Origin of the sequence: Microbacterium sp. ZW T6_19 (genome assembly GCF_044987465.1) — a bacterium.
Taxonomy (GTDB): Bacteria; Actinomycetota; Actinomycetes; order Actinomycetales; family Microbacteriaceae; genus Microbacterium; species Microbacterium natoriense_A.
Window position 1 is genome coordinate 33,403 of record NZ_JBJDRH010000017.1, and the last position, 26,611, is coordinate 60,013.

General features: G+C 68.9%; 22 protein-coding genes and 1 tRNA gene. 11 read left to right on the forward strand and 12 right to left on the reverse strand.

Annotated features, from left to right (window positions below; all coding sequences use genetic code 11):
* Nucleotides 1–18 precede the first annotated feature (18 nt).
* Genes ACI3KT_RS18035 through ACI3KT_RS18045 form a run of 3 tightly spaced genes read left to right on the forward strand, consistent with a single transcriptional unit; the run spans nucleotide 19 to nucleotide 6,107 of the window.
* On the forward strand, nucleotides 19–1,533 hold the full coding sequence (locus ACI3KT_RS18035) for a family 43 glycosylhydrolase (RefSeq protein WP_404905811.1): 1,515 nt from the start codon (nucleotides 19–21) through the stop codon (nucleotides 1,531–1,533).
* Entirely contained in the window at nucleotides 1,530–4,313 is a 2,784-nt protein-coding gene (locus ACI3KT_RS18040; RefSeq protein ID WP_404905812.1) for a family 78 glycoside hydrolase catalytic domain, read from the forward strand. The genes ACI3KT_RS18035 and ACI3KT_RS18040 overlap by 4 nt, the downstream gene beginning before the upstream one ends.
* A 39-nt stretch (nucleotides 4,314–4,352) precedes the next feature.
* Nucleotides 4,353–6,107, forward strand: a complete 1,755-nt coding sequence (locus ACI3KT_RS18045) for a DUF5605 domain-containing protein (RefSeq protein ID WP_404905813.1) — start codon at nucleotides 4,353–4,355, stop codon at nucleotides 6,105–6,107.
* Nucleotides 6,108–6,177: 70 nt separating this feature from the next.
* Here the strand turns inward: ACI3KT_RS18045 and ACI3KT_RS18050 are convergent, their stop codons facing one another.
* Nucleotides 6,178–7,074 carry an AraC family transcriptional regulator gene (locus ACI3KT_RS18050; RefSeq protein WP_307294447.1) on the reverse strand — a complete coding sequence of 299 codons (897 nt, stop codon included), beginning with the start codon at nucleotides 7,072–7,074 and terminating at the stop codon, nucleotides 6,178–6,180.
* Nucleotides 7,075–7,196: 122 nt separating this feature from the next.
* Here ACI3KT_RS18050 and ACI3KT_RS18055 point away from each other — a divergent pair, with 122 nt between their 5' ends.
* Together ACI3KT_RS18055 and ACI3KT_RS18060 are read left to right on the forward strand one after the other, a co-directional pair.
* On the forward strand, nucleotides 7,197–7,976 hold the full coding sequence (locus ACI3KT_RS18055) for an SDR family NAD(P)-dependent oxidoreductase (RefSeq protein WP_404905814.1): 780 nt from the start codon (nucleotides 7,197–7,199) through the stop codon (nucleotides 7,974–7,976).
* 28 nt (nucleotides 7,977–8,004) lie between these two features.
* The gene (locus tag ACI3KT_RS18060) at nucleotides 8,005–9,216 is read left to right on the forward strand and encodes a low temperature requirement protein A (protein WP_404905815.1); all 1,212 of its coding nucleotides are present in this window, start codon (nucleotides 8,005–8,007) and stop codon (nucleotides 9,214–9,216) included.
* Here the strand turns inward: ACI3KT_RS18060 and ACI3KT_RS18065 are convergent.
* Complete coding sequence (locus tag ACI3KT_RS18065; protein WP_404905816.1) at nucleotides 9,202–10,059, reverse strand: SDR family NAD(P)-dependent oxidoreductase; 858 nt, start codon at nucleotides 10,057–10,059, stop codon at nucleotides 9,202–9,204. The two genes, ACI3KT_RS18060 and ACI3KT_RS18065, sit on opposite strands and share 15 nt — an antisense overlap.
* A gap of 78 nt (nucleotides 10,060–10,137) precedes the next feature.
* Here ACI3KT_RS18065 and ACI3KT_RS18070 point away from each other — a divergent pair, with 78 nt between their 5' ends.
* On the forward strand, nucleotides 10,138–10,593 hold the full coding sequence (locus ACI3KT_RS18070; RefSeq protein ID WP_404905817.1) for a MarR family winged helix-turn-helix transcriptional regulator: 456 nt from the start codon (nucleotides 10,138–10,140) through the stop codon (nucleotides 10,591–10,593).
* Between the two features lie 138 nt (nucleotides 10,594–10,731).
* On the opposite strand, the gene ACI3KT_RS18075 is transcribed toward ACI3KT_RS18070, so the two are convergent.
* Entirely contained in the window at nucleotides 10,732–13,023 is a 2,292-nt protein-coding gene (locus ACI3KT_RS18075; RefSeq protein WP_404905818.1) for a glycoside hydrolase family 3 C-terminal domain-containing protein, read from the reverse strand.
* Nucleotides 13,024–13,116: 93 nt separating this feature from the next.
* Between ACI3KT_RS18075 and ACI3KT_RS18080 the strand changes: the two genes are divergently transcribed.
* Nucleotides 13,117–13,692 carry a TetR/AcrR family transcriptional regulator gene (locus ACI3KT_RS18080; RefSeq protein ID WP_404905819.1) on the forward strand — a complete coding sequence of 192 codons (576 nt, stop codon included), beginning with the start codon at nucleotides 13,117–13,119 and terminating at the stop codon, nucleotides 13,690–13,692.
* Between the two features lie 101 nt (nucleotides 13,693–13,793).
* Here the strand turns inward: ACI3KT_RS18080 and ACI3KT_RS18085 are convergent, their stop codons facing one another.
* From ACI3KT_RS18085 to serS, 4 genes are all read right to left on the reverse strand, one after another.
* Entirely contained in the window at nucleotides 13,794–15,047 is a 1,254-nt protein-coding gene (locus ACI3KT_RS18085; RefSeq protein WP_292907363.1) for an LCP family protein, read from the reverse strand.
* Between the two features lie 59 nt (nucleotides 15,048–15,106).
* Nucleotides 15,107–15,191, reverse strand: a tRNA-Ser gene (locus ACI3KT_RS18090).
* 42 nt (nucleotides 15,192–15,233) lie between these two features.
* Nucleotides 15,234–16,076, reverse strand: coding sequence for an HAD family hydrolase (locus ACI3KT_RS18095; RefSeq protein WP_404905820.1), 843 nt, complete (start codon nucleotides 16,074–16,076; stop codon nucleotides 15,234–15,236).
* Nucleotides 16,073–17,362, reverse strand: coding sequence for a serine--tRNA ligase (gene serS / locus ACI3KT_RS18100; protein WP_404905821.1), 1,290 nt, complete (start codon nucleotides 17,360–17,362; stop codon nucleotides 16,073–16,075). Before serS ends, ACI3KT_RS18095 begins: the two co-directional genes overlap by 4 nt.
* Before the next feature lie 113 nt (nucleotides 17,363–17,475).
* On the opposite strand from serS, the gene ACI3KT_RS18105 reads away from it, so the two are divergent.
* Nucleotides 17,476–17,856: a nuclear transport factor 2 family protein gene (locus tag ACI3KT_RS18105; protein ID WP_307294424.1), complete on the forward strand. Its 381-nt coding sequence runs from the start codon at nucleotides 17,476–17,478 to the stop codon at nucleotides 17,854–17,856.
* 32 nt (nucleotides 17,857–17,888) lie between these two features.
* On the opposite strand, the gene ACI3KT_RS18110 is transcribed toward ACI3KT_RS18105, so the two are convergent.
* Nucleotides 17,889–18,410, reverse strand: coding sequence for an RNA polymerase sigma factor (locus ACI3KT_RS18110; RefSeq protein ID WP_404905822.1), 522 nt, complete (start codon nucleotides 18,408–18,410; stop codon nucleotides 17,889–17,891).
* 55 nt (nucleotides 18,411–18,465) lie between these two features.
* On the opposite strand from ACI3KT_RS18110, the gene ACI3KT_RS18115 reads away from it, so the two are divergent.
* The gene (locus ACI3KT_RS18115) at nucleotides 18,466–19,464 is read left to right on the forward strand and encodes a diacylglycerol kinase family protein (RefSeq protein ID WP_292907373.1); all 999 of its coding nucleotides are present in this window, start codon (nucleotides 18,466–18,468) and stop codon (nucleotides 19,462–19,464) included.
* A gap of 2 nt (nucleotides 19,465–19,466) precedes the next feature.
* Here the strand turns inward: ACI3KT_RS18115 and ACI3KT_RS18120 are convergent, their stop codons facing one another.
* The 3 genes from ACI3KT_RS18120 to ACI3KT_RS18130 form a co-directional block, all read right to left on the reverse strand.
* Nucleotides 19,467–20,204 (reverse strand): hypothetical protein, encoded by a 738-nt coding sequence (locus tag ACI3KT_RS18120; protein ID WP_404905823.1) that lies wholly within the window; start codon nucleotides 20,202–20,204, stop codon nucleotides 19,467–19,469.
* A 32-nt stretch (nucleotides 20,205–20,236) separates the two neighbouring features.
* Complete coding sequence (gene cls / locus ACI3KT_RS18125) at nucleotides 20,237–21,697, reverse strand: cardiolipin synthase (RefSeq protein WP_292907377.1); 1,461 nt, start codon at nucleotides 21,695–21,697, stop codon at nucleotides 20,237–20,239.
* 97 nt (nucleotides 21,698–21,794) lie between these two features.
* Nucleotides 21,795–21,968 carry a hypothetical protein gene (locus tag ACI3KT_RS18130; RefSeq protein ID WP_292907379.1) on the reverse strand — a complete coding sequence of 58 codons (174 nt, stop codon included), beginning with the start codon at nucleotides 21,966–21,968 and terminating at the stop codon, nucleotides 21,795–21,797.
* Between the two features lie 112 nt (nucleotides 21,969–22,080).
* On the opposite strand from ACI3KT_RS18130, the gene ACI3KT_RS18135 reads away from it, so the two are divergent.
* Nucleotides 22,081–23,178: a DUF4192 family protein gene (locus ACI3KT_RS18135; RefSeq protein ID WP_404905824.1), complete on the forward strand. Its 1,098-nt coding sequence runs from the start codon at nucleotides 22,081–22,083 to the stop codon at nucleotides 23,176–23,178.
* Between the two features lies 1 nt (nucleotide 23,179).
* On the opposite strand, the gene lysS is transcribed toward ACI3KT_RS18135, so the two are convergent.
* The gene (gene lysS / locus ACI3KT_RS18140) at nucleotides 23,180–24,706 is read right to left on the reverse strand and encodes a lysine--tRNA ligase (RefSeq protein ID WP_404905825.1); all 1,527 of its coding nucleotides are present in this window, start codon (nucleotides 24,704–24,706) and stop codon (nucleotides 23,180–23,182) included.
* 83 nt (nucleotides 24,707–24,789) lie between these two features.
* On the opposite strand from lysS, the gene ACI3KT_RS18145 reads away from it, so the two are divergent.
* On the forward strand, nucleotides 24,790–26,611 hold a 1,822-nt coding region (locus tag ACI3KT_RS18145), incomplete at its 3' end, for a DUF2207 domain-containing protein (RefSeq protein ID WP_404905826.1).

The following is a 26,611-nucleotide window of genomic DNA, read 5'->3' on the forward strand; positions in this document are numbered from 1 at the left end:
CTCCGGAAGGCACCGCGCATGACCACGCTGCACAACCCCCTCATCAACGGCTTCCACCCCGACCCCTCGGTCGTCCGTGTGGGAGACGAGTGGTTCCTGGCCACGTCGACCTTCGAGTACCTGCCCGGCATCCCGATCCACCGCTCGACCGACTTCGAGAACTGGGAGCTCATCGGCCACGTCGCCACCCGGCCCGGTCAGCTCGCGGTCGAGGATGTGCCGACCGCGGGCGGGGCGTGGGCGCCGACGATCCGGCACCGCGACGGCGTGTTCCACCTCGTCATCACCGACGCGATGGGCCGGGGCATGCTGCACTTCACCGCCACCGACGCCGCGGGGCCGTGGAGCGACGGCGACCTGATCCTGAAGGACGACGGCTCTGGCTCCATCGACGGCATCGACCCCGACATCGCGTGGGGCGAGGACGGAACCGTCTACATCACGTTCTCGGGCCTGATCCTCGGCGGCGAGGGCGCGGGTCAGCACCTCGGCATCCAGCAGGTGCGCGTGGACCTCGAGAACCACGTCGCCCTTGAGGAGCCGCGTTCGGTCTGGTCGGGCACGGGCGGGCAGTTCCCCGAGGCTCCGCACCTCTACGTGGTCGACGGCCGTTGGTACCTCATGATCGCCGAGGGCGGCACCGAACGCGGGCACGGGGTGTCGATCGCCCGCGGCGACTCCCCGGAAGGCCCGTTCGAGACCGCTCCGCAGAATCCGCTGGTCTCGGCGCGATCGACGATCCGGCCGATCCAGAACACCGGCCACGGCGACCTCGTGATCGGTCCGGACGGCGACTGGCTGTGCGTGCTGCTCGGCGTGCGCCCCCGGAGCATGACGCGCGCGTTCTCTGCTCTCGGGCGCGAGACCTTCGTGACGGCGGTGCGCTGGGAGGAGAACGGCTGGCCGGCCATCGACCCCGTGCAGCTGAACGTGCGTCCGGGTACCCGCGTCGACATCGACTTCGCCGAGACCCGCGAGCTCGACGGCGAGTGGATCGCGGTGCGCGCCACCCCGGCATCCCTCGTCGATCTCGAGGCCCGTCCCGACGCGATCGTGCTGCACGGCGACGGCCGCACCATGAACGACCCCCGGCCCGTCTTCGTCGGCCGGCGGCAGGAGCATCTGACCTGCGCGACGACCGCGCGCATCGACGTCGGCGACGGCACAGGTGGCCTCGCCGTGCGCTACGACGAGCGCTTCCACGTCGAGATCGAGGTGGGGAACGGCGTGATCATCGCACGCGCCGTCGTCGCCGACCTCGTGCAGGAGTGGACGGCCCCGTTCTCCGGCGGCGTGGTCGACCTGCACATCGACTCGCGCCGCCCTGAGGGGAGCGGCGGTTTCCCCCGCACGAGCGACGTGTTCCACCTCGCCGCCACGGTCGGCGGCGAGCGCATCGACCTCGCCCAGGTCGACGGACGGTTCCTCGCATCCGAGACCGCGGAGTCGTTCACCGGCCGCGTCATCGGCGTGTACGCCGTGACCGGCGCCGTCGCTCTGCTCAGCTGGAGCGCAGAAGGAGACGACGAATGACGGATGCTGCTCGTATCGCGACGCTGAAGGCGGAGCTGCGCGACGACACGACCTTCGTCGCGACGCCGACGCCTCGTCTGAGCTGGATCGTCACGACGACGGATACCGGTTGGCTGCAGTCGTCGGCGGAGCTCACCGACGGGGCGCAGACGGTCGTCGTCGACGGGGCGGACAGCGCACTCGTCGCCTGGCCGTTCGAACCGCTCACGCCCGGCGACAGCCGGGAAGTGCGCGTGCGCGTCACCGCCTCGTCCGGTGCTCAGACCGATTGGAGCTCCCCGCTGACCGTGTCGGCCGGGTTCCTCGCCGACGGCGAGTGGATCGCCCAGCCGGTCGGCCTGGCAGACGCCGAGCGCGAGGCGCAGCCCGCCGAGGTGCGCACGGAGTTCACGCTCGACCGGCCCGTCGAACGCGCGCTGCTGTTCTGGTCGGCTCTCGGCGTCGCCGAGCCCGCGGTGAACGGCGCGCCGGTCTCGGACGACGTGCTCGCCCCCGGGTGGACGGCCTACCGTGATCGGCTCGTGCACGAGACCGTCGACGTCACCGCCCTCCTCCGCCAGGGGCGGAACGATCTGAGCGCCACGATCGCCGGTGCCTGGTACACCGAGAAGTACGGCTTCTTCACGTTCACCGACCGCCTCTACGGCACCCAGCCCTCGTTCCTCGCCCAGCTGCGCGTGACCTACGCAGACGGCGTCGTCGAGACTCTCGCCGCGACCGGCGCCGGCTGGGAGGCCGCGGGCGACGGTCCTGTCGTCGACAGCGGCATCTACCCCGGAGAGCATCAGGACCTGCGCCGCGCCGCGACCGCGTGGACGGCGGCGCGCGTGGGCGCCGCCGCCATGCCCGGATTCGAGCACGTCCCGGTGCCCGAGGCGCGCATCGCCCCGCCGGTCCGACGGATTCAGACGCTCCCCGTGGCCGAGGTGATCGCGACGCCATCGGGCGGCCGCATCCTCGACTTCGGCCAGAACCTGGTCGGACGCCTCCGCATCCGCGCCACGGCATCCGCCGGCACCCGCTTGGTCGTCCGGCACGCCGAAGTCCTCGAAGACGGCGAGCTCGCGCTGCGGCCGCTGCGCAACGCCGCAGCGACCGCGACCTTCGATCTGTCGGGCGACGACGACGTGCTGGAGTCGCGCTTCTCCTTCTACGGCTTCCGCTACGCCGAGATCACCGGCCTCGACGTCTCCCCTGCCGACGTCGAGGCCGTGGTGCTGCACACCGACATGACCCGCACGGGCTGGTTCGAGGCATCCGACCCCCTGGTGAACCGCCTGCACGAGAACGTCGTGTGGGGCATGCGCGGCAATTTCCTGTCGATCCCGACCGACTGCCCCCAGCGCGACGAGCGGCTGGGCTGGACCGGCGACATCCAGGTGTTCACCCCGACCGCGAGCTTCCTGTACGACTGCGACGGCTTCCTCACCTCCTGGCTGCGCGACCTCGCGTTCGAGCAGGGGCGCAACGACGGAGCGGTGCCTCTCGTCGTCCCGGCCGCGCTCCCCGGGTTCGGCGCATCCGGCGGAGCGACTCCCGCCGCGTGGGGCGATGCCGCGACCGTCGTCCCCACGGTGCTGTTCGAGCGCTTCGGCGACCGCGCGGTGCTCGCCGCGCAGTACCCGAGCATGCGCGACTGGGTCGATGCGGTCCTCCGCGACGCCGGCGACAGCGGCCTGTGGGCTGGACGCATGCAGCTCGGCGACTGGCTCGATCCGGCCGCTCCGCCAGACCAGCCCGGCAAGGCGAAGGTCGATTCCGACATCGTCGCCTCGGCGTACCTCGCCCGGTCGCTGCGGCAGGTGGCGGATGCCGCACGCCTGCTCGGGAACGAGACGGATGCCGCGACATATGCCGCTCTCGCCGAGCGCAGCCGCGCGGCCTTCATCGCCGAGTACGTGACTCCGGCCGGGCGAATGATGAGCGACGCCGTCACCGCCTACGCTCTCGCCCTCGAGTTCGAGCTCGTGACGGATGCCGCGCAGCGCGCCGCTCTCGGCGACCGCCTCGCGGCGCTCGTCCGCGAAGGCGGCTACCGCATCGCCACGGGCTTCGTCGGCACCCCGCTCGTCGCCGACGCCCTCACGGACACCGGGCACCTCGCCACCGCCGAACGCCTGCTGCTGCAGACCGAGTGCCCCTCGTGGCTGTACCCGGTCACGCAGGGCGCGACCACCGTGTGGGAACGCTGGGACTCGCTGCTTCCCGACGGATCGGTCAACCCGGGTGAGATGACCTCGTTCAACCACTACGCGCTCGGCGCGGTCGCCGACTGGCTGCATCGCACGGTGGCCGGCCTCGCCCCCGCTGCCCCCGGTTACCGTCGGCTGCGAATAGCCCCTCGACCGCTCACGGCGCTCGACCATGCGTCCGCCCGGCACGAGACGCCCTACGGCACCGCCTCGGTCTCCTGGGTGCGCGACGGGGACGACGTCGTTGTCACCGCGGTCGTCCCCGCGAACACCACCGCCGAGGTGTCGGTGCCTGGCGCGCCCGAAGAGGTGCGATCCGGCACGCACGAGTGGCGGTATCGGGAGCCCCCGGCATCCGCTCTTCCCGCCCTGCCGGGCCTGCACGCCTCGCTCGCCGATGTGATCGACGACCCGCGGGCGTACCGTGCGCTGCTCGGCACTCTCGCCGAGATCGATCCCGACCGCGCCGAGGCCGTGCGCTCAGGGACCGTGTGGGGTGCGGGTCGACCGCTGTCGACCGCTCTCATGTTCACCCCGCCCGATGTGCTCGCCCGCGTCGACGACGCCGTGCGCGCCGCCACCGCCTGACGCCCCCGCCTGACGCCCCCGCCTGACAGAGGAGACCTGATGTTCGACCGCCGCTCCACCTTCGGAGAAGCCCTCGACAACCCCGCGGCCCGCGCCGTGCTCGAACGGCTGATGCCCGGCTTCGCCGCATCGCCCATGGCCGTGCAGTTCCGCGACGGGCGCCTCGGATCGCTCATCGCCCTCGTGCCCTCGCTCGAGACGCCGGAGGCGCGCGAGCGGCTGTGGGCCGAGCTCGCCGAGATCGGCGACGAGGTGCAGCGGCCTCCGTACGCGCCGGCGATCGCGCCCGATCCGGCGTACGAGGCCGACGACGTCGCGCGCGGCTCGGCGGCGCTGTCGGTGCCGGAGACGGTCACGCAGTGGGCTCCACTCGAGATCCGTATCGACGGACCCTCGCACGGCAACCCGTTCGTCGACGTCGAGCTCGAGGCGGTGTTCACCCGCGCCGGCCAGGATGTGCGGGTCGGCGGGTTCTACGACGGCGACGGCGTCTACATCATCCGGGCGCTGGCGGATGTGGAGGGCGAGTGGAGCTTCGTCACCCGCTCGACCGCCCGCTCGCTCGACGGTCTGACTGGATGCGTCACGGTCGGGTCTCCTGCCGAGGGCGCGCACGGACCGGTGCGCGTCGACGGCTTCCACTTCCGGCACGCCGACGGCACGAGGCACCGGCCGCTCGGCACCACCGCCTACGCGTGGACGCACCAGCCCGAAGAGCTGCAGGAGCAGACGCTGGCGACGCTCGCCGAGGCGCCGTTCACGAAGATGCGCATGTGCGTGTTCCCGAAGTCGTATCTGTACAACGCGAACGAGCCGGCCGACTTCCCGTTCGTCGGCTCACTCGATGACGGCTTCGACCTGGAGCAGTTCGACCCCGCCCACTTCCGCCGTCTGGAGCAGCGCATCGTGCAGCTGGCCGAGCTCGGCATCCAGGCCGACCTCATCCTGTTCCACGCGTACGACCGCTGGGGCTTCGCCGACCTCGGTCCGGCCGTCGACGACCGCTACCTGCGCTACGTCGTGCGGCGGCTGAGCGGGTTCGCGAACGTGTGGTGGTCGATGGCGAACGAGTACGACCTGCTGTGGGCGAAGGACACCGCCGACTGGGAACGCCTGGCCGCGATCGTCGGCGCGGAGGATCCGTTCGGGCATCTGAACTCGATCCACAACTGCCGCCCGTTCTACGACTACTCGATGCCGTGGATCACCCATGTGAGCGTGCAGCGCGTCGACGTGTACCGCACCGCCGAGAACACCGACGAGTGGCGCGAGCGCTGGGGCAAGCCCGTCGTGATCGACGAGTGCGCCTACGAGGGCGACATCGACCAGGGCTGGGGCAACATCACCGGGGAGGAGATGGTGCGGCGCTTCTGGGAGGGGGCGGTGCGCGGCGGCTACGTCGGCCACGGCGAGACCTACCTGCCGTCGGCGCTCGGGCTCGACGACGAGGTGCTGTGGTGGTCGAAGGGAGGGGTGCTGCACGGCTCGTCGCCCGACCGCATCCGCTTCCTCGAGCAGTTGCTCGCCGAGGCTCCCGATGGTGTCTGGGATCCGCTGCCCGGCGACTGGGACGTGCCGTGGGGCGGCGTCGCCGGCCGGGTGAAGATCGGCTACTTCGGCTTCAACCGGCCGCGCTTCCGCAACGTCATGCTCGAGGAGGGCGAGTGGACGATCGACCTGATCGACACGTGGAACATGACGGTGGAGCGGATGCCGGGCGCCTACCCGGCCGGATCCGCCCGGGTCGAGCTCCCCGGCCGGCAGTTCATGGCCGTGCGCCTCACCCGGGTCTGAGTCCGCGCGCGGACCTCGCCGCTCCGATCGTCGGCAACTCTCGACGGGCGTCGCAGTCGGCCACTCGGAGCTAGAGCCCTGATGAGGCCCGGAGCGAGACGGCATCCTCGCTGGGCGACGCCCCGAACTCCCGTCGGTACTCGCGGCTGAACTGCGACGGGCTCTCGTAGCCGACCGCATACGCGGTCGCGCCGATGTCACCGGGGCTGGCGATCAGGCGCAGTCGGGCCTCCTGCAACCGGATGCTCTTCTGGTACTGGATGGGGCTCATCGACGTGACCGCGTGGAACGCACGATGGAACGCCGAAGGGCTCATCCTCGCGAGGTCGGCGAGGTCGTCGACGCGAAGCGCCTCGGCGAAGTGCTCCCGTATCCAGCGAACGACGTGGCGGACGCGACTGAGGCTGCTGTCGGCGAGCCCGAGCTGACGCACGGTCGCGCCCTGATCGCCCGACATGATCAGCCAGAGGATCTCCCTCTCGATCATCGGCGCGAGCACCGGAATGTCTCGGGGGTGGTCGAGCAGCCGCAGCATGCGGACGGTGGCGTCGAGCAGCCGCGGTGAGGTGTCGCCGACCGCGATCGCCGGCGGCGACGACTCGCCCCTCGACGGTCGGGGGAACTCTGCCGCAGCGGCGGTGAGCATCAGCTCGGCGATCGCCTCCGGACGCAGCTCCAGACCGAATCCCAGCGCCGGGTGCTCGGGAGTGGCATCAGTGAAGTGCCCGGAGACCGGGAGATCCACGGATGCGACCAGGTACTGTCCCGCCCCGTAGTCGTGGACCGTTCCTCCCACCGAGAGTCGCTTGGTGCCCTGAGCGACGATGGCGAGGATCGTGCCCGTCGTGGACTCGTCCTGCGAACCGCCATCGTCCATCCGCGACACGAGCACGCCGGGGATGGTCGTCGAACTGATACCACCCGGTGCATGTCGCGCCACGAGGGCGCGGAACTCGTCGAAGGACATGTGAAGAGTGAAGCATCAACCCTCGTGGAAGGCATCCATTTCTGTCGAGCACGGCAGCTTTGTGCAAGGAGTCGACGGGATTCCCCTAACTCGTCGCGTGCGGCTGACGGTTGTGTTGAAGCATGAGCGAAAAGACACCTGACCAGAAGATCGTCGTCGTCACCGGAGCGCGCTCCGGCATCGGACGCGGCGCCGCCATCGAGATCGCCGCCCGCGGAATGGGCGTCGTCACCACGTACAACGCACGCCCCGAGGGGGCCGAGAGGACTGTCGAGGAGATCCGGGGGAACGGCGGCACCGCCGTCGCGCTGCCGCTCGACATCAGCCGCTCCGACACCTTTCCCGACTTCGCGAATGCACTCGCCCGCGTGCTGAGGAGCGAGTGGGGCGCGGATCGCGTTCACGCACTGGTGAACAACGCGGGTTTCGGTGGCGGCATGAGCTTCGAGGAGATGACCGAGGACGCGTTCGACGCCTATTACCGGGTGCTCCTGCGCGGTCCGTACTTCCTCACCCAGGCCCTCCTGCCTCTGATCGATGACGGGGGTGCGATCGTGAACACCTCCAGCAGCTCCGTGCGGCCCGGTGACACGGAGCCCGGTTACTCCGGGTACGCCGCGATGAAGGGCGGCTTGGTCATCGCCACCCGCTTCCTCGCCAAGGAGCTCGCCGGCCGGTCGATCCGCGTGAACTCCATCGCCCCCGGCCCCACCCGGACCCGTCTGGGCGACAACGCCTTCGAGCGGTTCCCGGAGGTGATCGAAGGGCTCGCAGCGAAGACCGCCTTCGGCCGCATCGGCGAGCCGGCCGATGTCGGGAAGGTCATCGCGTTCCTCGTCTCCGATGACTCGGGGTGGATCACCGGCCAGGACATCCAGGCTTCAGGAGGGTACGCACTGTGAGCGTCCGCGGCAAGGTGCGGGTCGGGCCATGAAGGATCGCACGTTCGGCTCAGGCGGATCGCTGATCCGAGCGGTCGCCAGTCGCGAAGGCCATCGCGTCACCACGCTGGAGCTCTTCTTCGACCTTGCGTTCGTGTTCGCGTTCACTCAGCTCAGTCGCCTGATGGCGCAGCAGCATGATGCCCTCGGCATCCTGCAGGCGATGGTCGTCCTCGCGCTGCTGTGGTGGGCCTGGACCGCTTACGGATGGCTCACCAACGTCGCCCACGCAGACCACGGCGTCGTGCGTGTGGCGATGATCATCGGCATGACCGCGATGTTCGTCGCCGGCCTCGTCGTCATGGAGGCCTACGACGATCTGCCAGGCGGTCTGTCCGGTCCCCTCGTGTTCGTCGGCGCCTATCTCGTCGCCCGGGTCGCTCATGCGATCGTCTTCGTGTGGCTCGCGGACCCTGCACTCCGTCGACGCACGCTGATCACCGTCGCCCTCTCCGTCGTTCCGTCCGGAGCACTCCTCGTCGTCGGTGCTCTGCTCGGCGGCCCGTGGCAGATCTGGTGCTCGATCGCCGCAGTCGCGATCGAGCCCATCGTGTCCTACCGCACGAGCATCGGCATCGCCTGGCCGGTGCGCTCCACCGCTCATTTCACCGAGCGGCATGGACTGATCGTGATCCTCGCCCTCGGTGAGTCCATCCTCGGTATCGGCGCCGGGGCTGCGACTGAGCCGATCAGCGTCGGAATACTCAGCGGTGTGGTCTTGTCGATGCTCATCTGCATCGCGCTGTGGTGGGCCTATTTCACTCGGCTGGCAGGCGAGGCCGAGCACGCGCTCCAGGCCATCCACGCCTCAGCCCGGGGGCGCGCTGCGACCGGCGCGTACACCTACCTCCACCTGCTGCTGGTCGGCGGGATCGTTCTCGCCGCGCTCGGCCTCGAGGTCGCGATGGCACACATCGAATCCACCGAGAGTCTCGGGTTCTTCGGAGCCGCCTCGCTCGCGGGAGGAACCGCGTGCTACCTCGTGGGAGCCGCAGCATTCGCGCGACGGCTGCTCGGCACGTGGAACGCCGTACGCCTCACGATCGCCGCGATCTTCCTCGTGCTGGCGCCGGTGATCAGCATGCTCCCCGCTCTCTCGGCGTTGGCGAGCGTCGTGGGCCTGCTCATCGTGCTGTTCATCGCGGAACGAAACCTCCTGCCGAAGCCCGTCGCGAACCGTTCACGTTCAGTTGAGGAGTAGGTCTTCGGTGTACCGCCACAGTTCCTTCTGGGTCGCCGGGTCGTCTCCGGGAGCTGCGGGCTCGATCGCACGGGGGCCGCGGACCGTCCAGTACTCGCCGTTTCGGGTTCGGTAGTCGGGGTGCGTGGCGAGTCGGACGATGAGTCCGGCGCCCCGGTCGGGGTCGCCGATGCGGAGAGATCTGAGGATCCGTTCGATGATGGCGGCGCCTCGGACTTCTCGTCCGAGGCCGGTGACGTTGAAGCCGGGATCGAGGCAGAGCGCGGTGACGTTCGTGGTGGCGTTTCGCCGGGCTAGCTCTTTCGTGAACATGATGTCGAGGAGCTTGCTCTTGCCGTAGAGCACGGAGGACCCGCGAGCGCGGAAAGCGGGGGTGCCGGTGAGGTCCTCCGGCAGGCGGAGCGTGCCGTGTCGGCGTGAGGCCTCGGAGGCGACCGTGACGACTCGCGCGGAGGGCGCGGCTTCGAGTGCTGGCCGGAGTTCGTGGGTGAGCAGCCAGGGGGCGAGATAATTGACGGCGATCATCTCGGAGTAGCCGTCAACGGTGGTGCGCGCTTCGAAGGCATGGAGTCCGGCGTTGTTGACGAGAACGTCGACCTGGGCGTGGGCGTCGGCGATCTCCCGGCCCAGCCTGCGGACCTCGTCCATGCGGGAGAGATCCGCGATGGGCGTCTCGACCGTGGCGGTCGGTGCGACTCGCCTGATGAGCGATGCGGTTTCGGCTGCCCTCTGGGCGTTGCGAGCGGGGAGGACGAGGTGCGCCCCCTGCTCCGCGAGGCGCAGGGCGACGAGTTGTCCGAGGCCGCTCGTGGCGCCGGTGAGGACGATGACGGGTGGGGACATGGAGCTGCTCTGATTCGACATCGCATCCTTCGGAAGTGATTTGCAAATGTCCATCACTGTAGATGCTATCGTTTGGATATGCAAACAACCGAGCAGGCGCGGTCTGCCGTGGAGCTGGCCCTGGGCGAGCGGATCAATGCCCTCCTGAGCGCGACGCGGGGTTTGAGCGAGCGCAGCGCCGCCCAGTTCCACGAGGGGCTTCAGCCGGCCGCCTTCCACATCGCGCGGTGGCTGCACGCCTTCGGCCCCGCACGGCCCAGCGTGATCGCCGAGTCGGTGGGGATGGATCGAAGCTCCACGAGCACGCTGCTCACCAAGATGCGGGGTCTCGGGTTGGTCGCCAACGCCCCGGACCCGCAGGATCGTCGCGGAGTGATCGTCCAGCTCACAGATCTGGGGGAGGCGCGGATTGCACGCACGCTGGAAGAGCGCGGCGTCGAGTTCTTCGGACGCATCAAGGACTGGTCGTTGGATGACATCCGCGAGCTCGAACGCCTCCTCGGGAAACTGACGACCGACCCCGGCACGCACTGAACGAGGAGCGCCGCACTCCCCGGCCGGTCGTCGAGCGAGGAGCGCCGGCGACGAGACGAAACGCGTGCCTCCTGCAGTCGGCTGCGGGAGGCACGCGTTTCGTCTCGCTTCACTCGCTCAGCGAGCGGGTGCCGAAGCCTAGCGACCGGGAATCGGCGCGGAGACTCCCGCGTTCGCCGCGGCGAGGAGCTGCTCGATCTGCTCGTGGGTGACGGGAACCCCGGGGAAGCCGACGAGGCGCCCGATCGGGAACGACGCCATCATCTTCTGCATCGCGTCGTCGTTCGGCATCATCGAGGCGGCCGCCGCGTCGACGCCGTCCAGGTCGCCCATGAAACCGGAGAGCGCGCCCTGCATGACCGGCCCGGCCACAGGATTCGCCATGACGTCGCCGATCGACGAGTTCATGTCGAGCGGCAGATGAACTTCGTCGCCCGAGATCGCGATCGTGACGGCCGAGCGGATGTCGCGGCTCGACGCCGCGACATCGAGCGTGTACTCGCCGCCCTCGACGACGTAGCGGTCGACTCTGACGTCCCAATACGCGAGATCCTCACGGCGGATGACGAGCTCGACCGCGCGGGTCTCCCCCGCAGCGAGGGCGACCGACGCGAACGCCTTGAGCTCGCGCGGCGCGCGCCGAACGACAGAGCCGGCGAGCGACGCGTACACCTGCACGACCTCACGTCCGTCACGATCGCCCGTGTTGCTCAGATCGAAGGAGACCGCGATGTCGCCGTCGTCGGTCACCGAAGCCGTCGCCGGTCCATAGGCGAAGGTCGTGTACGAGAGGCCGAACCCGAACGGGAAGGTCACCTCGAGCCCCTTGGCGTCGTACCAGCGATATCCGACCAGCAGACCCTCGCCGTAGCGGACGTGCCCGAACTCGCCGGGGAAGTTGCCGTATGAGGGGTTGTCCTCGAGCCGCGCCGGGACGGTCTCGGTGAGCTTGCCCGAGGGGTTGACCGCACCGTAGAGCACGTCGGCGACGGCGCTGCCGCCCGCCTGGCCGAGCAGCCAGCTCTCGATGATCGCGGGCACGCGATCGCCGAACGGCAGGGCGACGACACCGCCGTTCGACAGCACGACGACGGTGCGCGGGTTCGCCTCGATCACGGCGTCGAGAAGCTCGAGCTGCACGGGTGGCAGATCGATGTGGTCGCGGTCGAAGCCCTCGGACTCCTCGGCCGCAGGCAGCCCCAGGAACACGACCGCGATCTCTGCGGCGGCCGCGGTCTCGACGGCCTCGGCGCGCAGTTCGTCGGCAGGGCGACCGGATGCCGCGACGACTCCGCCCTCGACCCCGAAGCCCGGCGCGAAGGAGATGTCGTCGCCCGCGATGGCGCGCAGCGCGTCGACGGCGGCATCCACCCGGGTCGGGTTGATCAGCGAGGAACCGGCGCCCTGGAAGCGGGGCTCGGCGGCGAAGGCGCCGATCACGGCGATCTTCTGGCCGGGCGCGAGCGGCAGGATCGACCCCTCGTTCTTCAGCAGCACGATCGAACGACCGGCGGCCTCTCGCGCGAGGGCGTGGTGCGCGTCGACATCGAGCGGCCCCTCGACCCCCGGACGCTCTCCCGCCTTTCGGACGAGATCGATCGCACGGGAAGCCGCGGTGTCGAGAACGCTCTCATCGAGGCGCCCCTCGCGCACCGCGGCGACGAGCTGAGCATCCGTCCGTCCGCCCGTGGCCGGCATCTCGAGATCGAGTCCCGCGGCGACGCCGGCCACCCGATCGTTCACGGCGCCCCAGTCCGAGACGACGAGCCCGTCGAAGCCCCATTCGTCGCGCAGCACGCTCGTGAGCAGCCACGGGTCCTCCGAGGTCCACACGCCGTTGAGACGGTTGTACGAGCACATGACCGTCCAGGGTGCGGCGTCCTTCACGACGCGCTCGAATCCGCGCAGGTAGATCTCGCGCAGCGGTCGAGGGTCGACGTCGGAGCTCGCGCGCATCCGGTCGAACTCCTGGTTGTTGGCGGCGAAGTGCTTGAGCGAGGTGCCGACGCCCTGCGACTGCACGCCGCGGACCGAGGCTGCGCCCAGCACGCCCGAGACGATCGGATCCTCCGAGAAGTACTCGAAGTTGCGACCGCACAGCGGCGATCGCTTGATGTTGATGCCCGGGCCGAGCACGACGGCGACGTCTTCGATCGCGGCCTCGACTCCGATCGCGGCGCCGACGCGTTCGATGAGCTCGGGATCCCATGACGAGCCGATGCCCACTGCCGGCGGGAAGCAGGTCGCGGGCACGCTGCTGGCGAGGCCCAGGTGGTCGGTTCCGCCTGCCTGCTTGCGGAGCCCGTGCGGGCCGTCGGTCATCATGATCGACGGGATGCCCGCGCGATCGACGGCTTTGGTCGTCCAGAAATCGGCGCCGCTGGTGAGCGAGGCCTTCTCTTCGAGGGTGAGATCGGATGCGGTGCTCACAGGTGTCCCTTTCGCGCTGACGGCAATGTCCTGCGAAAACTATACGACGGTAAGTATTAGATTCCAAACGATGTTCAGTATTACTCTGAAGACATGGCACAGCGCGGTTCGTATGCGAAAGGCGTCGCGCGGCGCGAGGAGATCCTCGAGAGTGCACTCGAGGTCATCGGGCGCGACGGCTACCAGAACGCCTCCCTCAAGCAGATCGCCCACATGGTCGGAGTGACGCCCGCTGCTCTGCTGCACTATTTCGGCAGCAAGGAGGAGCTGTTCACCGAGGTGCTGCGCAAACGCGACGAGCACGACGGGATGGACCCTCGTCTCGCCGACCTCGCTGATCCGCGCGAGGGGCTGATCGACGTCATCAGGCACAACGCCGAGGTTCCGGGTCTCGTCGAACTGTTCTCGCGCCTCGCAGTCGACGCCGTCGATCCCGAGCATCCGGCGCACTCGTACTTCCTCGAGCGCAGCGAGCGGCTGCGCGAGGCCGTCGCGGCAGGACTCCACCGCGACTCCACGCGTGAGCCCGCGCTCGACCCCGACACAATGGCCCGCGTCCTCCAGGCGGTGGCCGACGGCCTGCAGCTGCAGTGGATGATCGATCCCACCGTCGACATGGCCGACATCGTCGAACGGCTCATCGACGCGCTGGCCCCGCGGCGCGGCTGAGTCGCGCACGCATCGATCACGCCCCCGGCTCGTTCGACCGAATCAGCCGCGGCGCGACAGCCGGACGCCGTAGAGCGGATGCCACGGCATCCGCTCTACGGTCAGCGGACGTTGCCGTTCGAGCAGGTGGTCTGCGCGGCCGACGTGCCCTTGATGGTGTCGGGCAGCGCCACCACGTTGTCGGGGGTCGCCGCCGGGTCAGGCGTGGCAGCCGGATCGGTCGGCTCGGTGGGCGCCGTGGTTCCCGGATCGGTGACGACGACGCCGTCGTTCTTGGTGTTCTCGTAGGTGATCTGCAGCTGGGCGTTCGCGTTGATCGCGTCCCACATCTCCTGCGCCGCCGCCTTGCTCGGCACGACCTTGTTGGGGTTGTCGGGGTCGGTGGCCGTCGGGTACTGCAGGAACACGATGTCCTCGAAGGGCACCGACTTCACGGCGAGGCCGATCTGCACGATCTTCATCGGGTCGGCCAGCGACGTGCTGGTCTCGAGGTTGTCGATCGCGGTCGTCGCGAGCTTCAGCATGACCGGCACGTTGCCGAGCGTGTCGCTGCTGATCAGCTTCTTGGCGAGGTTCGACATGTACTGCTGCTGGTTGCCGATGCGACCGAGGTCGCTGCCGTCGCCTACGCCGTGGCGGGTACGGAGGAACTGCAGCGCCTCGAGGCCCTGCAGGGTCTTGTTGCCGGCGGGCAGGTCGAGGCCCGTGTACTTGTCCTTGATCGGGTTCGCGAGGCACACGTCGACGCCGCCGATCGCATTCGTGATCTCGATCACGCCGCCGAAGGTGACGGATGCCGCGAACTGGATCTCCTGGCCGGTGAGCTTCGCGAGCGTCTGGACGACGCAGTTGAGCCCTCCGTCGGTGTACGAGGTGTTGAGCGGCTGCTTGCTCATCGCCGAGTGCCTCTCGCCCTCGGCGTCGGTGCATTCGGGGATCGGGAGCATCAGGTCGCGCGGGAAGCTGACCACGGTGATCCGGCGGGGCGCGTCGGAGACGTGCACGAGCAGGTTGACGTCGTTGAGGGTGCCCTCCGAGTCCTTGCCCGTGCAACGCGCGCCGAAGTACTGCTTGTACGCGTCTTCACAGGTGTCGACGCCGGCGAGCACCATGTTGAAGCCGCCCTTGTACTCGCTGATGTCCGGCGGGAGCTCCTTCTGGCCCTCGATCTCGACGGCGTTCGCGGTCACCGTGCTCGTGAAGTCGTAGACGATGTAACCGACGACGGCTGCACCGCTGACCAGGACGACCGAGAGGCCGATCGCGATGAACTTGAGGAGCTGACTGACCGGACCCGGCGTGCGCAGCTGGCCGTGCCGCGCGATGGTACGGCGGCGTCGGGTGTTCTGACTCACTCGGGGCCTTTCGGTTCTCGGTGATGCGCCTCCCTCCCCGGCGACGCACCCTCATGAAGCGGAGGGTAAGAGATTCGAACTCTTGAGACATTTCTGCCCACTGGTTTTCAAGACCAGCTCCATCGGCCGCTCGGACAACCCTCCCGACAGACGAATCTGCCGACAAGCCGTGAGTCTAGCCGAGTTCTATTCTCCCGCGCTGACCTGGGCGGGCGCTGGAAGCGTGTTGAGGACGCGCGCGAGACCTCCGTCGAGCACGTCGTCCGTCACCTCACCCGCAGCATCCTTCACCTCCGCAGGAGCCTGCCCCATCGCCACCGCGCGGCCGCCCAGCGAACGGGACCAGCCGAACATCCCGATGTCGTTGCGTCCGTCTCCTGCGACGAGCACCCGCTCGCCGTCGACATCGAGCTCGGTGCGTACGCGTTCCAGCGCCGTGCCCTTGTCGACGCCGTTCGGCGCGATGTCCAGCCACGCCGTCCAGCCGATCGCGTACGAGACCTCGTTGAGTCCGGCATCCGCCACCAAGCGGTGGAAGTCCTCCTCGTCGTGGCCCGGCGAGACCACCACGATGCGCGACACGGGTTCGTCGGCGAGCTCGTCGAAGGACACCTGACGACCGCCGTCGAGAGTCCAGTCGTCGAGCTGCTGCGTGTACAGGCGCTGCCCGGAGCCGAGCTCGACCATGTACCGCGCGTCGGGCAGGCGCTCGCGGAGCAGCTCGAGCACGGGCGAGGGATCGAAGGTCTCGACGTTCCAGCGCACCCACTCGCCCTGAACCAGTCGCATGATCACGGCGCCGTTCGAGCACACCACGAATTCCGGTGCGAGACCGAGCTCCTCGACCCACCGCTGCGTGGCCATCCAGCTGCGTCCGGTCGCGATCGTGACCTGGTGACCGCCGTCGCGAAGGCGGGCCACCGCCTCGGGCACACCGGGGCTCATCGTCTCGTCCTGGAGCAGGATCGTGCCGTCGACGTCGAGGGCGATGAGCCACGGATTCCCTGAGCCTGCCGAAGCGTCGGTCATTTGGGTCCCTGAGCCTGTCGAAGGGTCGGCTCCAGCACGTCCATGCCGCCCAGGTAGGGCCTGAGCACCTCGGGCACGCGGACCGATCCGTCGGCCTGCTGGTGTGTCTCGAGGAGCGCCACGATCCACCGCGTGGTCGCGAGGGTGCCGTTCAGCGTCGCGACCGGCTGCGTCTTGCCGCCGTCATCGGGGCGATAGCGCGTCTCGAGGCGGCGCGCCTGGTAGGTCGTGCAGTTCGAGGTCGAGGTGAGCTCGCGGAACGCGCCCTGAGTGGGCACCCACGCCTCGATGTCGTACTTGCGCGCGGCGCTCGAACCCAGATCGCCCGCGGCGACGTCGATCACGCGGTAGGCGAGACCGAGAGAGGTGAGCATCTCCTCCTGCAGGGCGACCAGCCGAAGGTGCTCGGCCTCGGCATCCTCGGGATTCGTGTAGACGAACATCTCGAGCTTGTTGAACTGATGCACGCGGATGATCCCGCGGGTGTCCTTGCCGTGCGATCCGGCCTCGCTGCGGTAGCAGGTCGACCAGCCGGCGTACCGCAGGGCACCCGTCGACAGGTCGACGATCTCGTCCTTGTGGTACCCGGCGAGCGGGACCTCGCTCGTGCCCACGAGGTAGAGATCCTCCTTGTCGAGGTGGTAGACCTCGTCGGCGTGCTCGCCGAGGAACCCGGTGCCCTGCATGATCTCGGGCCGCACGAGAGTCGGGACGATCATCGGCGTGAAGCCGTTCTGCAGAGCCTTGTCGAGCGCGAGGTTCATCAGCGCGATCTCGAGGCGGGCGCCGATGCCCTTCAGGAAGTAGAAGCGCGCTCCGGACACCTTCGCCCCGCGCTCCATGTCGATCGCCCCGAGGATCTCGCCGATCTCGAGGTGGTCGCGAGGCTCGAAGCCGAACGCGGGCACGTCGCCGACCCGTCGCAGCTCGACGAAGTCGGCTTCACCGCCGGCCGGCACGCCGTCGATCACGACGTTCTCGATCAGCGCGAGAGCGGCGGATGCAGCATCCGAGGCTTCGTTCGCGGTCTGCTGCGCCTGCTTGACGCGGTCTGCGAGATCCTTCGCCTGCGCGACGAGGGCGGCCTTCTCCTCTTTCGGAGCCTTGGCGACCTGCTTGCCGAAGAGGTTCTGCTCGGCCCGCAGCTCTTCGAACGCGGCGAGCGCCGCCCGGCGCGATCGGTCGGCCTCGAGGGCCGCATCGACGGTCGCCACGTCGTTTCCGCGGGCGGCCTGGGAGCGGCGGACGATCTCGGGATTGTCGCGAAGCAGAGCGAGGTCGATCATCCTCCGATTCTACGTGTGCACTCCGATGCTCCCCGTCCGTCACAAACCACGGCGGACGTCGTCTTTCCCTGCAGAGGTCGGCACTGCGCCGATCCCCCGCGAAAGGATCCATCGTGACCACTCCCGTCACCGCCCTCGACCAGCTCAACCTCGCCTTCGCCGCGCGTTTCAACGCGCGCGATCTCGACGGCCTCATGGCACTGAATCGACCCGATGTCGTGTTCGTGCCCGCACCGGGTCAGCCCGTCACCGGCGAAGCCGGCGTCCGCGGCGCGCTCGAGCAGTTCCTGGGGCTGAACCTGCCGATCACGATGACCGTGCGCCAGACGTTCGAATCCGAGGGCGTCGGGCTCGCGATCGCCGACTGGACGATCACGGGCACGGGACCCGACGGCTCCGAGATCTCGCTCGCGGGAACGACCGCCGACGTCGCCGTCTACAGCGAAGAGCACGGCTGGCGCTATGCAGTCGACAATCCCTTCGGCACGGCCTGAGGCGGGTTGAGGGGCCGGTCGTGACCGGTCCCTCAGTCCGCGTCCATACCTGATCTCCGGCAAGCGCTCATGGCCTTGCGCGCCCGCGAGATCCGTTGCCGAGCGGTTGCCGGCTCGATGCCCAGCCGCTCGGCGACCTGTGCCGTCGTGAGGCCGTCGACCACGGTGAGCAGCAGCGGCTCCCGCAGCGCCTCCGGCAGCGATCGCACCGCGGCGAGCGCCCCATCGAGGATCACCCGCACCTCGACCTGCTCGGCGACGCGTGTGCCGCTCGCCTGTTGCGGGTCGAGCTCACCGACCGGGCGCCTGGCTCGTCGTCGGGCCAGGTCGATCGCGACGTTCCGAGCGATCGTGTCGAGCCAGGAGCACATGGCCCCCTGCTCTGGCATCTCGAGCCTCTCGAGCGAGCGCCAGGCTCTCAGCAGCGCGGTCTGCGCGACGTCGTCCGCATCGTCGAGGTCCACGCCCAGGGAGATGCTGCGGCGTCGCAGGCGCTGCGGGTCTTCTGACACCATCGCCTCGAGCAGAGATCGCGGATCCTGCGTGTCGCTCACATGCCCTCCCGCACGAGGTCGGGGCGCCGCCCTCCGTCCGGATTAGAGTAGCGCCATGACGACCTACCCCGGGGCCCGACCGCAGGCAGCTCTCGTCTACAACCCGCTCAAGGTCGACGCGAAGCGCCTGCGCGCCCAGGTGGTCTCCCTGTCGAGGGATGCGGGATGGGAGCATCCGGCCTTTTATCCGACGACCGTGGCCGACGCGGGTCAGGGTCTCACCCGAGATGCTCTGGAACGGGGCGTCGCCGTCGTCCTCGTCGCGGGCGGCGACGGCACGGTACGCGCGGTGTCGGAGGCGATGGCCGGGACCGATGTACCTCTCGCCATCATCCCCAGCGGCACCGGCAACCTTCTCGCGCGAAACCTCGGCCTTCCCCTCGCCGAACCCGAAGCCATGATCCGCGCGGCTCTCGGCGACAACCGGCAAGCGATCGACGTCGGCTGGGCCGAGATCACGAGGCTGGGCGGTGAGAAGTCGACCCACGCCTTCGTCGTGCTGGCCGGCATCGGGCTGGATGCCGACATGATCGCGAACACGCGCTCCGATCTCAAGAAGACGGTCGGCTGGATCGCCTACGTCGATGGCGCCGCACGCTCGCTCGCGAAGGCTCAGGCCTTCCGCGCCGTGTACCAGGTCGACGAGGAGCGGCTGCATTCGGCGAAGGTGCACAGCATCCTCTTCGCCAACTGCGGCACGCTGCCCGCCGGCATCGAACTGGTACCCGAGGCGTCGATCGCCGACGGCACCCTCGACATCGCGGTCATCCAGCCCACGGGCGTCTTCGGCTGGTTGAACGTGTGGCGCAAGATCTGGTGGGACAACTCCGTGCTCCGCCGCAGCAAGGTGGGGCGCAAGGCCCTCGAGCACCATCGCCGGAACGCGGCCGTGCACTATTTCCGCGGCGAAGCCGCCGAAGCCGCCGCCACGGCGCCGACTCCCGTGCAGATCGACGGCGACGAGTTCGGCGAGGCCGTGCGCATGGTCTGCCGGGTGGATGCCGGAGCGCTGCTGCTCGCGCTTCCGGCCGGGCATCCGACCGATCGGCTGTGACCTCAGCCGCGAACGTCGACAGTCCCGTCGAGGCCGCCGCCGACCAGCGTCAGCGTGAAGCCGTCGTCGTCGTCGACCTGATCATCGGCGAAGGCGATGATCGTCCCGCGCGGCGCCATGTCCATGGTGCACACCTCGCCGTCATCGGTGACGAAGGTCGCCGTCCCTGTCGCTCCCGCGCCCTCCACCGACTCAACCACCGGCGGGCAGGTGGACGAACCCCAGGTGAGCAGCACGAGCGAACCGTCGTCGATCCATCCGGCGCTGGGCAGGTAGTCGGTCGATGAACCGGGCTTCCCCGTGAACGCGGGGTCGCCGTCGAGATCGACGTCGTCGACGACCTCGCCGTAGGTGACGTTCAGCGTGATCTCCTTCGTCGGGTCGACGCCCTCCGGGAGCGCCCCGATGCTGGCCCGCGGCGCGTAGTCGGCGGTGCACATCACGGCGGGGTCGGTCTTGTCCTCGACGGTCACGTCGACCACCTGGCCTTTCGCCGTGACCTGGGTGATCTGGGGAGTGCACGCCAGCGACGACGATCCCTGGGTGATGACCGCGAACATCCGTCCGTCGTCGAGCAGTGTGCCGTCGAGGTCGGCGTCGTCGCCGCCGGACGAGCTCGACGAGGGAGCAGGTGAGCTGCTCGGGGTGGTGGACCCGGGGCTCGACGAGGCGCATCCGGCGATCAGCAGGACGCCGGCGAGCGCGGAGAGAACGGGGAGCAGACGCGTGGGGGAGGTCATGCCCCCACGGTACCCAGCCCTCGGAACAGCCGCTACTGCAGGGCGGACGTGAGCCGGGCGAGGTTGTCGAGGACGGTCGAGCGCAACGGCTGCTGCATCCACTCCTCGAGTGTGAGCTCACGGCTGAGCGCCCGGTACCGGGCCTCGACCTCGCGCATCTCCGAGACGAACTCCTCACCGCGCACGAGCATCGACACCTCGAGGTTCAGACCGAACGAGCGCATGTCCATGTTGCTCGAGCCGATCACGGCCACCTCGTCGTCGATCGTGAGGCTCTTGGTGTGCAGGATGTACGGCTTCCGGTACATCCAGATGCGCACACCGGCCTTGAGCAGCACCTCGTAGTAGCTGCGCTGAGCGTGGTAGACCATCGCCTGATCGCCCTCTTCCGAGACGAACAGCTCGACGTCGACGCCACGATCGACCGCCGCGGTCACGGCGAGTAGCAGTGCCTCGTCTGGAACGAAGTACGGGCTGACGATCATGATCTTCTCTTTGGCCGCGTACAGAAGACCGAGGAAGAGCCGCAGGTTGTTCTCGACCTCGAAGCCAGGGCCGGAGGGCACGACCTGGCAGTCGAGATCTCCCGTGCCCGGCTGCGCCGAGGTGATGTCGATCTCCTCGAGGATGTCGTCGGTCTCGCTGTACCAGTCGGCCACGAAGATCGCGTTGATGCTGAGCACGACCGGCCCGTCGATGTGCACCATCAGATCGACCCAGTGCAGGCCGCGCTTGATGTTCTTCGGCAGGTTGTAGGTGGAGTCGGTGACGTTCTGCGAGCCGAGGAACGCGACCTTGCCGTCGACCACGAGGAGCTTGCGGTGATTGCGCAGATCGGGGCGCTGCATCCGCCCCTTCAGAGGCTGCACGGGCAGCATCAGGTGCCAGTCCGCGCCCATGCCGTTCAGGCGCCTGACCGTCGCCCGGTAGCGGGGCTTCCAGCGGTTCGCCCAGTGGTCGAGCAGCACCCGGACGGTCACTCCCCGCGCGGAGACCTCTTCGAGGGCGCGGAAGAAGTTGTCGGTCGCGGCGTCGGCCTGCAGGATGTAGAACTCGACGTGGACGTACTCGGTGGCCTTGCGGATCTCCTCGGCCATCGCGTCGAGCGACTCCTGGTAGTCGGCGATCAGGTGCGCGCCGTTGTCGCCCGAGATCGGCAGAGCGCCGAGGCGCTGGTTCATCTCGACCAACGGCGGGAACCAGTTCGGCGCGTCGGGGCGAAGCGTGCCGAAGTGCAGCTGCTCGCTGGTCTCGTGGATGTACTCGTTGATCTGGTCCTGCTTGCGCCGGCGCGCGCGCGGCAGACGCGGGTTTCCGATCAGGAGGAAAAGGAAGACGCCGATGTAGGGGATGAAGAACACGGCGAGCAGCCACGCCATCGCGGCCGTCGGACGACGATTGCGCGGGATCACGATGATCGCCGTGATGCGGATCGAGATGTCGATCACGACGAGGACCGCGGCGAGCCACAGTCCCCACGCATCGGCACTCATCGGCGGAGCCTCTCAGCGAGTCGGTGCCGCGAGGATCGTCGCGGCGAGCGCAGAATCCTGCGCTCTCGCTAACAGTAACCGATGCCGGCGACCTCGCTCAGGCGCGCGGAGGCAGACCTCGAGCAGCGCGCTCCTCGGCCTCGATCTTGGCGTGCACGCGCCGCTCGGTGCGGTCGAAGCGAAGGATGCTGCGGATCACGAAGTAGAAGACCGTGCACACGGCGAGGGTCGGCAGGATCGACCAGGCAGCCGTGAGCCAGAAGTTCTCCATGCCTCCATGGTACGCGAGCCACTCTTCCTGCACATTCGGCGCTTCCCCGCCTTTGCACGGTTCCGTCTGTGGAAGGGCCCCACGGCGATCCCGGATCTCGCACACTCTCGGAATGACCACACTTCTCCGAGCATCCGACTCCGCCGAGTTCCTCGGCCTGGTACCCGCCCTCGCCGGCTTCGCCCCTTCGCAGAGCCTCGTCCTGCTCCCCTTTCACGGGTCTCGGGCGCACGGCGCCATGCGTCTGGATCTGCCGCGCGACGACGTCTCGCCCGAAGACTATGCGAATGCGGCCATCGGCTTCATCGCGAAGGTCGAGGGGGCGGATGCCGTCGCGATCGTCGTGTACTGCGACGACACCCCGTGCCGCACCCCCGACGGTCTCGTGCTGCCGCTGATCGTGCAGGTCGATGAACTGCTCGGGTGCGCCGAAGACGCAGGGCTGCGCATCGTCGACGCCCTGTGCGTGACGCCGGCCGGCTGGTCGAGCTATCTGGAAGACGACCCGGAGCTCGCCGCGCTTCCCGCATCGGACCCGCTCGCGGGCGACCAGCATGCCGGCGCCGAGCTGCCGGTAGCCGATCTCGTCGAGAAGGAGCACGTCGGGCGAGCGCTGCGTGACATCGGCGCGATGCTCGATCGCGAGGCGCACAGTCGTCTCGACGGCTCGGAGAACCCGCTGGCGATCGCGGCGCTCGTCATGCTCGAAGACATCCCCGAGTTCTTCGAGACCCTGCTGGACTCGCCCGACGAGCAGCCGCCGTTCGCCACGGCCGCCCTGCTGTGGTGTCTCGACCGGCCGCTCCTGCGGGACGTCGCGCTCGTGCAATGGGCGACGTCCTTCGACGACGGCGTCCGCACGCTCGAGGCGCAGTACGCGTTCGCCGACACGGGCTCAGCGATCCCCGACGACCTGGGCGACGTCTTCCTCGGGCACGGCCCCTCCCCCGATGTCGACCGGCTTCGGCACGCGCTCACCGTGGCGAGGCTCGCTGCAGCCCGCGCGCCCCGCGGGCTGCGCCCCGCCCCACTGACGATCGCGGCGTGGCTGTCATGGGCTCTCGGGCACGCGACGCACGCGGAGCACTACCTGCAGCTCGTGCGCGAGATCGACCCGGAGTACGGCCTGGCCGAGCTGCTGGGCACGATAGTCGGCGCCGGGATGCTGCCCGAGTGGGCGTTCCGGCGCGGACCGCGAGACGCGGCGTGAACTACTTGACGAGCGGGAAGAGGATCGTCTCGCGGATGCCGAGGCCGGTGATCGCCATGAGCAGCCGATCGATGCCCATGCCCATGCCCCCGGATGGCGGCATCGCGTGCTCGAGAGCACGCAGGAACTCTTCGTCCACCGGCATCGCCTCGACGTCGCCGCGCGCCGCGAGCTTGGCCTGCTCCACGAAGCGCTCGCGCTGGATCACCGGGTCGACCAGCTCGGAGTATCCGGTGGCGAGCTCGAAGCCGCGGATGTACAGGTCCCACTTCTCCACGACGCCCTCGACCGAACGGTGCTCGCGCACGAGCGGAGAGGTGTCGACGGGGAAGTCCATAACGAAGGTCGGACGCACGAGGTCGCCCTTCACGAAGTGCTCCCACAGCTCCTCGATGAGCTTGCCGTGGGTGGCCTGCGGCGGAAGGTCGACGCCGTTCGCCTCGGCGAACACGATGAGATCTTCGACCGGATCCTGCGGGGTGAATTCGCGACCGGCCGCGGCCGAGAGCGACTCGTACATCGAGACACGGTCCCACTCGCCGCCGAGGTCGTACTCGGTGCCGTCGGCCCAGGTCACGGTCGTGGAACCTGACACCGCCACTGCCGCGTTCTGCACGAGCTCCTGCGTGAGCGCCGCCATCTGGTTGTAGTCGCCGTACGCCTGATACGCCTCGAGCATCGCGAACTCGGGGCTGTGCGTGGAGTCGGCGCCCTCGTTGCGGAAATTGCGGTTGATCTCGTAGACCCGCTCGATGCCGCCGACGACGGCGCGCTTCAGGTACAGCTCGGGCGCGATGCGCAGGAACAGCTCGGTGTCGAAGGCGTTCGAGTGGGTGATGAAGGGACGAGCGGATGCTCCGCCGTGCTGCACCTGCAGCATCGGCGTCTCCACCTCGAGGTAGTCGTGGCTCGTGAACGTCGCACGCAGGCTCGCGTTCACGGCGGCGCGGGCGCGCACGGTGGTGCGGGCCTGCTCGCGCACGATGAGGTCGAGGTAGCGGCTGCGGACACGACCCTCCTCGCTCAGCTCGGCGTAGGCGTTCGGCAGCGGCAGGATCGCCTTCGAGGCGATGGTCCAGTCGTCTGCCATGATCGACAGCTCTCCGCGGCGGCTGGAGATGACCTCGCCGTGGACGAACACGTGGTCGCCCAGGTCGACGTACTCCTTCCAGTCGGCGAGCGAGGACTCGCCGACGTTCGCGAGGGAGATCATCGCCTGGATGCGCGAGCCGTCGCCGGCCTGCAGCGTGGCGAAGCAGAGCTTGCCGGTGTTGCGGCTGAACACGACACGGCCGGCCACACCCACGACGACGCCCGTCTCCGCACCCGCCTCGAGCTCGCCGTACTCGGCACGCAGTGCGGGAATCGTGTGCGTCACGGGCACGCTCACCGGGAACGCGCCTCCCCCGGCATCCGCGCGCTTCGCGATCAGGCGCTCACGCTTGGCGAGGCGAACGGCCTTCTGCTCGTGGACGTCCTCTTCGGTGGCGTCAGGGTTCTGCTCGGGCGCGGCGGACGCGTCAGTCATGTGCGGGGCTCCTTGGAAGTCTCATCCAGTTTACCGAGGCGAGGGCGGCTCATTCGGCCGCGGATGCTCGGTACCCTCTGACCATGCCCGCATCCCGCTTCCTCCGTGCCGCCGCCGTGATCGCGCTCGCCGTCGCGGGCCTGTCGATGCCCGCAGCGGCGTTCGCCTCGGCATCCGCGCCCTCCGCGGCGGCATCCGCCCGTTCGTCCTCCGACGTCGATGCGGACGTCGACGACTTCTCCTACGCGTCCTGGGACGCACGCTTCGTACTCGGTGTCGACGCCGAGGGGAGGGCCACCATGCGGGTGACCGAGACTCTTGCGGCGCAGTTCCCCGATTTCGATCAGAACCGCGGGATCGTGCGAGGGTTGCCGACCAGCTACGAGGGGTCGTCTCTGCATCTCGACGTGCTCTCGGTCACCGATCAGGGCGGTGCCGCCGTGCCGTACGACACCGATCAGGAAGACGGCGTCCTCTACATCAGCGTCGGCGACGACTCGTACGTGCACGGACTCACCACCTACGTGATCGAGTACGAGATGCGCGACGTGATCCTCGCCGCCGACCCCTCGACGAGATCGGGCCCCCAGGGTGTCGACGAGTTCTACTGGGACCTGCTGCCGCTCGAGAGCACGCAGCCGATCGACCGGTTCAGCGCCGAGATCGTGCTCGACGACGCTTTGGCCGCAGGGCTCAACGGCAACGCACGCTGCTACGCCGGGTATGCGGGATCGACGACCGAATGCGACCTCGCCCGCGACGGATCGGTCTTCCACGTACAGGGGGCCGAACTCGCAGCAGGCGAAGGCGTCACGGTCGCGATCGGGTTCGAATCCGGCACGGTCGCGCAGCCGTCTGCCCGGATGGACAATCCCGTCACCGACACCGTCCCGGCCCTGGCCGCGCTCGGCGCAGTCGCCGCATCGCTCGCAGGCTGGATCGCCGTATCCGTGTTCAAGGGTTCGCGGCGCAAGGCGACGGGCATCATCGTCGCACAGTACGACGTGCCCGATTCACTTCCCCCGCTGGTGGCGGCCGCGGTCATCCCCCGGCCGAAGGACGTGATGCCGGCGGAGATCGTGCACCTGGCTGTCCGCGGCACGCTGCGCATCGAGGAGAGCACGCCCCGCCCCCGACTGCGGCGGCTCCCCGGCGCCCGCATCCCCGATCAGCTCGACGTGACCGCGCTCGATGCGCTGTTCCTCGGAACGGATGCCGACGGCGTGGTCGAGCTTCCCGAGGCCAGCGAGTCCTTCGCCGCCCGCATGAACCTGGTCACAGCCGCCGGCGTCGACGCAGCCGGCGCACGCGGCCTGACCTCGAAGGCCCGCAGCCGAATCGCCGTCGTGCTGCAGTCGATCGGCATCGCGATCGCCGTGATCGGTGTCGGCCTCAGCATCTTCGGCGCGATCAGCGGACGCGAATCGGCGATTCCCGGTCTCGTCGCCTCGGTGTTCGGACTGTTCCTCGTCGGGTTCTCCTGCTTCTACAGTTTCGCGAAGCACGTCGTGCTGACTCCGGCGGGCGCGGCCACCTACGAGTATCTGCAGGGGGTGCGGGAGTTCATCCGCGTCGCGGAGGCCGACCGCCTGCGCATGCTGCAGTCGTACACCGGCGCCGAACGTCGTCAGGACGGATCCGCGAACGTGATCGTGGTGTACGAGCGCCTGCTCCCCTACGCGATGCTGTTCGGCATGGAGAAGGAGTGGGGCGAGGTGCTCGAGTTCGTCTACGCACAGGAACGGCGCGGAGCGGGGTGGATCGGCGACCCGAGCCGTCCGTTCGTCTATTCGCAGCTGTCGGCCTTCCGGTCGTCGTCCGGCGCGGCCACCTCGTACACGGCCGCCAGCAGCTCGTCGAGTTCCGGCGGATCCTTCGGCGGTGGATTCTCGGGCGGGGGCGGCG

Coding starts and splice junctions, on each gene's coding strand:
- ACI3KT_RS18060 (WP_404905815.1), top strand. CDS start 8,005: ATGAAGGATCGCACGTTCGGCTCAGGCGGATCGCTGATCCGAGCGGTC.
- ACI3KT_RS18055 (WP_404905814.1), top strand. CDS start 7,197: ATGAGCGAAAAGACACCTGACCAGAAGATCGTCGTCGTCACCGGAGCG.
- ACI3KT_RS18130 (WP_292907379.1), bottom strand. CDS start 21,968: ATGGAGAACTTCTGGCTCACGGCTGCCTGGTCGATCCTGCCGACCCTC.
- ACI3KT_RS18135 (WP_404905824.1), top strand. CDS start 22,081: ATGACCACACTTCTCCGAGCATCCGACTCCGCCGAGTTCCTCGGCCTG.
- ACI3KT_RS18045 (WP_404905813.1), top strand. CDS start 4,353: ATGTTCGACCGCCGCTCCACCTTCGGAGAAGCCCTCGACAACCCCGCG.
- ACI3KT_RS18070 (WP_404905817.1), top strand. CDS start 10,138: ATGCAAACAACCGAGCAGGCGCGGTCTGCCGTGGAGCTGGCCCTGGGC.
- ACI3KT_RS18065 (WP_404905816.1), bottom strand. CDS start 10,059: ATGTCCCCACCCGTCATCGTCCTCACCGGCGCCACGAGCGGCCTCGGA.
- ACI3KT_RS18115 (WP_292907373.1), top strand. CDS start 18,466: ATGACGACCTACCCCGGGGCCCGACCGCAGGCAGCTCTCGTCTACAAC.
- ACI3KT_RS18040 (WP_404905812.1), top strand. CDS start 1,530: ATGACGGATGCTGCTCGTATCGCGACGCTGAAGGCGGAGCTGCGCGAC.
- serS (WP_404905821.1), bottom strand. CDS start 17,362: ATGATCGACCTCGCTCTGCTTCGCGACAATCCCGAGATCGTCCGCCGC.
- lysS (WP_404905825.1), bottom strand. CDS start 24,706: ATGACTGACGCGTCCGCCGCGCCCGAGCAGAACCCTGACGCCACCGAA.
- ACI3KT_RS18095 (WP_404905820.1), bottom strand. CDS start 16,076: ATGACCGACGCTTCGGCAGGCTCAGGGAATCCGTGGCTCATCGCCCTC.
- ACI3KT_RS18080 (WP_404905819.1), top strand. CDS start 13,117: ATGGCACAGCGCGGTTCGTATGCGAAAGGCGTCGCGCGGCGCGAGGAG.
- ACI3KT_RS18050 (WP_307294447.1), bottom strand. CDS start 7,074: ATGTCCTTCGACGAGTTCCGCGCCCTCGTGGCGCGACATGCACCGGGT.
- ACI3KT_RS18035 (WP_404905811.1), top strand. CDS start 19: ATGACCACGCTGCACAACCCCCTCATCAACGGCTTCCACCCCGACCCC.
- cls (WP_292907377.1), bottom strand. CDS start 21,697: ATGAGTGCCGATGCGTGGGGACTGTGGCTCGCCGCGGTCCTCGTCGTG.
- ACI3KT_RS18120 (WP_404905823.1), bottom strand. CDS start 20,204: ATGACCTCCCCCACGCGTCTGCTCCCCGTTCTCTCCGCGCTCGCCGGC.